The sequence below is a fragment of the Ectothiorhodospira lacustris genome (assembly GCF_022227785.1).
Lineage (GTDB): Bacteria > Pseudomonadota > Gammaproteobacteria > Ectothiorhodospirales > Ectothiorhodospiraceae > Ectothiorhodospira > Ectothiorhodospira lacustris.
Genome location: NZ_JAJNQM010000136.1, coordinates 1 through 3,666, shown reverse-complemented (window position 1 = coordinate 3,666; position 3,666 = coordinate 1). Strand labels below are relative to the sequence as shown.

Below are 3,666 nucleotides of genomic sequence, written 5' to 3'. Positions count from 1 at the left end.
GCATTGCTTACATACCCCATCGGATTGTTGGCTACTCAAGAACCGACATTGCCCGGCACGAGCACCACCTCGCCACCAGCCGGTACAGACACCAGCCACGTAGTACATGCACCACCTTTCAAACGCAGATCCAGCGGCAGGTCGGTCATGTCCCGGTCCGTATGGTTGGCCACACGGATTCGCCCCTCTTCCTGAACCACATCCACCCGCCGCGTTTCTTCATTCAGTACATCGCGCCACCAAACCCCGATCCCGTACACAGTATCGATATACAAATCTCCGTTGAAGCGCTCCAGTGCATATCTCACCAGATATTCAGTAAAGCGCGCACAGGCGATGCCATCAAACTGGCGCATATGCTGATGAACCAGCATCACCATCGGGATGCCAAGCCGATGGGCGCGATGCATCCAGAACTGCAACATGGCAACATGCTGAATATGCTGTGGGTCTGAAGGATAACGTGCCGTCAACTCCACGATACGTGTACCCGCCGGATGATGGGGCCGCGGCTGGCGCAGCACGTTATCGCGTATACGGATGTCCGATCCGGTGGCCACTTCGCAACCCGCCGCCTCCACGGCAGAAGGCGTAAAGCGATCATTACCCCGCCCCGGCTTCGCCCACGAGCGCGGCACAAAGCCCAGCAGGCGCTCGCACCATCGCATCGCCTCACGAATATTCTCGCGCTGATCCCCGAATGAAGACCCATCTTCCCCAGTCCAGGGGTAACGCCCCTCGCCGGGGCGAGCACCCGCCTTCCACTGGTTGCCGGGCGCACCAGCGGTATCGGTGTCGTAGTGCAAATGCCCGTGGTTACCCAATTCCATCAAATAGGGCTTGGGTGACTGGGCTGGATACGGGCAGCTATAGCAGAGGGACACGTTCTCGCGCAGCCAATCCACGAAACGCGGTATCTCCTCCGCCCCCCGATTAACACCATAGCGATCGGCCCATTCCCGCGCATCCTGCTCGCTCAGGCTGAGCCGCGTAGACAGAAACAGTGTTTGGGCAATGCCGTAGCGTCTCCCCAGTTCCAGTGCAGCCTTGAGCCCCTGGATGTCCTGAAACGAAGCAGAGTCATACAGATCCATGTCACCGCGCCAGGAAAATGCCGAACAGCGCCCCCCCGGATAGCGAGTCACCGACACCGACTCGATCATGTCTGAATCCACCTGTCGACAACCCGCGTGATGGATCGACAGGCTCCGCTCAAAACGGCTGGCCAAAACACGAACACCCACCCGACCGGGCCCACCACCTTCGGAGGGTCGTAGTGTCCAAGCGACGCGCTGTACCTCGCCGGACTGCATGACGGGCAATTCCAGCGTTGCTTCACTCCGGACCAACCAGCCCTCGGGGACATCCAGCATCACGTTCACGGGTGTCTGCGTAGGCACACGGGAATGATTTCCCACCAGCAGAGCCAAGTTCACCTCAGTGCCCGCCAGCAAAAGACCCAGATCCAACTCGGGCCAGCGGGCAACAAAAGGCCCTTCTACATTCAGGCTCAGCCATGGATGCAATCCCGGCGCGGGATAACCCGGCCGGTCGGAAGTGGCGCCCCTCAGCCCAACCCATTCCTGATCTGCATACACAGCATTCACGACAGCCCGCTCACGAAGCTGATTCTGCAGCACCAACAGCAGATGGAGCACCACCACAAGCCAAGCCAGCCAGGCCATGCCACTTCCCAGGAACAACAACACACAGCCAAAGACAATCAATCCACCTTCCGCCCACCAACGAGAAAACGGAAGGCGCTTTTCCAATGTCTCCAGTACCACATTAGCCAGGTACATCACCCAACCGCCCCGACTGGGTGCCAGACTCAACAACCGGGATGCAACAGGCAGCGCAACCAGGCCCACACCCAACAAAAATATCAATAATTTCATCAACGTTTCAGGAGTTCCCAGGTGTGTTACATGCGAGAAGACACGTTCGCAACAGAACCGACATTGAGTTCATCGAGTATGTGTCCCATGGGCGCGAACCTGAATTCCGACAGGATCGACTCGACCTTATCCTGATTGCCGCGGATATTGACCTGCGTCTTCCATTGCCTTAAAGGCGACAACGGCAGGCGCGGCTGCTCGGGATCAAACTCGCGCGGGTGAACACACACATTCACTCTTAATTGTTCAGCGGCACTGTCATGGAACCATTTACGCACCAAGGGAAGCGGCATCAGACGTAGATAACCTCCCTCGGCAAATGGCCACTTCACGCCGAGAACCCGCCGAGTGGTAGAGGGATACTCCCAAAATTCTGCGTCACCGTTACGGTGAATCACATAAGGCCTCACAGGATGACCTTCCGTTTCGGCCAATGAACCGGAACGCGGGTAAACAGAGGAATCATACCGAATCCCCAACTCAAGCAAGAGGTCGAACAACCAGCGCTGGCGATCAAGCAGTGATCCGCCCGGACTCCGATATCCTACAGGCGCCACGCCGGCCGCCGTGCCGACGGCTTCAACAGCACGCCGCGTATCAGTTTCCAGTTCCTTGTCTGACAAACCTGAGGCAAGTACATGAGCATACCCATGTACGGCAATCTCATGGCCGGCATCGACAATCTGCCGCACCAATCCCGGATAACGATCCGCCACCCAGCCCAAAATGAAAAAAGTGCCCCGCACCTCATGGCGCTCCAGCATATCGAGCACCAAAGTGGTATTCACCTCAACCCGCGACTCAAAATCATCGTATTTTTCCAGGGGAGGCATTTGCGGGCAATCCAGCGTATGGAACCAGTCCTCAACATCCACTGTGAAGGCATGAACAAGTTCGGAAGTCATACATGTAACCCCTCGATTGTCATCAAGCAGTTATAAATACTGGCCATTTCAACAAATATTCAGGGGATCCCATGTGGGTAGCCCTTTTAATTTTCCGGCAGCAGCTGCTTCCAAGAGCCTAGTATAGTGACGAATGACTTCACTACGTGCCAAATGAGTGGATATGAACCTGTGGCCCGCCTGCCCCATATCACGAGCTACCTCTCGGTCGTCCGCCAAGCGCGCAATGCCTTTGGCTAGGCCCTTGTGATCGAAGCTGTCCACCACCAGGCCTGCACCCTCGCGTTTGATCAACTCCGGTTGAACACCGCCCATAGCCGCAGCGATGGGCAAGCTGGCCCCCATATAATCAATCAATTTATTCTCAAAATAAATGTGAATCAGAGGGCTCCGGAAAAGCGCCATGAGGCCAACATCAGCAGCGGCGAGGATGCGATACACCTCCGCCTTGGGCACTGCCTCATGAAAATGGACATTGTCCAGTTCGATCTCACCGGCGAGGGCCATGACCTTTGATCGAGTCTGACCGCTGCCATACAGGTCGAAGCGAATATCCTTTCGCTGCCGTAACTCGGCCGCGGTGCGAATGATAACGTCCACTGCCGTCACTTCCGTGAAGGCACCAACGTAGACAGCCACAAACTGATCCCTCCAACCATACTTCACGCGCGTATCTTCTCGTATCATTTCCCTATCGACCCGACTCATCGAATCATCAAAGGCATTCGGGATCAAATCCAGTGCCTCACTAGAAATGCCTTTGTCAAGCAATTCACGTCGGATACCGGGTGTCAGAGTGACCACACGGTCAGCACCAAAGTACAGTGATCGTGCCAGCCGTTCGAGAGGCGCAGCCTGCCATG

General features: G+C 56.4%; 3 protein-coding genes. All 3 read right to left on the bottom strand.

Going from position 1 to position 3,666, the window contains the following annotated elements:
• Nucleotides 1-35: 35 nt before the first annotated feature.
• Nucleotides 36-1,898 carry an NEW3 domain-containing protein gene (locus LQ952_RS15490; RefSeq protein ID WP_238623516.1) on the bottom strand — a complete coding sequence of 621 codons (1,863 nt, stop codon included), beginning with the start codon at nt 1,896-1,898 and terminating at the stop codon, nt 36-38.
• Between the two features lie 26 nt (nt 1,899-1,924).
• Entirely contained in the window at nt 1,925-2,803 is an 879-nt protein-coding gene (locus LQ952_RS15485) for a polysaccharide deacetylase family protein (RefSeq protein ID WP_238623515.1), read from the bottom strand.
• A 48-nt stretch (nt 2,804-2,851) separates the two neighbouring features.
• Nucleotides 2,852-3,666 (bottom strand): glycosyltransferase family 4 protein (locus tag LQ952_RS15480; protein ID WP_238623514.1); only part of this gene is annotated, 815 nt, incomplete at its 5' end.

Coding starts and splice junctions, on each gene's coding strand:
- LQ952_RS15490 (WP_238623516.1), bottom strand. CDS start 1,898: ATGAAATTATTGATATTTTTGTTGGGTGTGGGCCTGGTTGCGCTGCCT.
- LQ952_RS15485 (WP_238623515.1), bottom strand. CDS start 2,803: ATGACTTCCGAACTTGTTCATGCCTTCACAGTGGATGTTGAGGACTGG.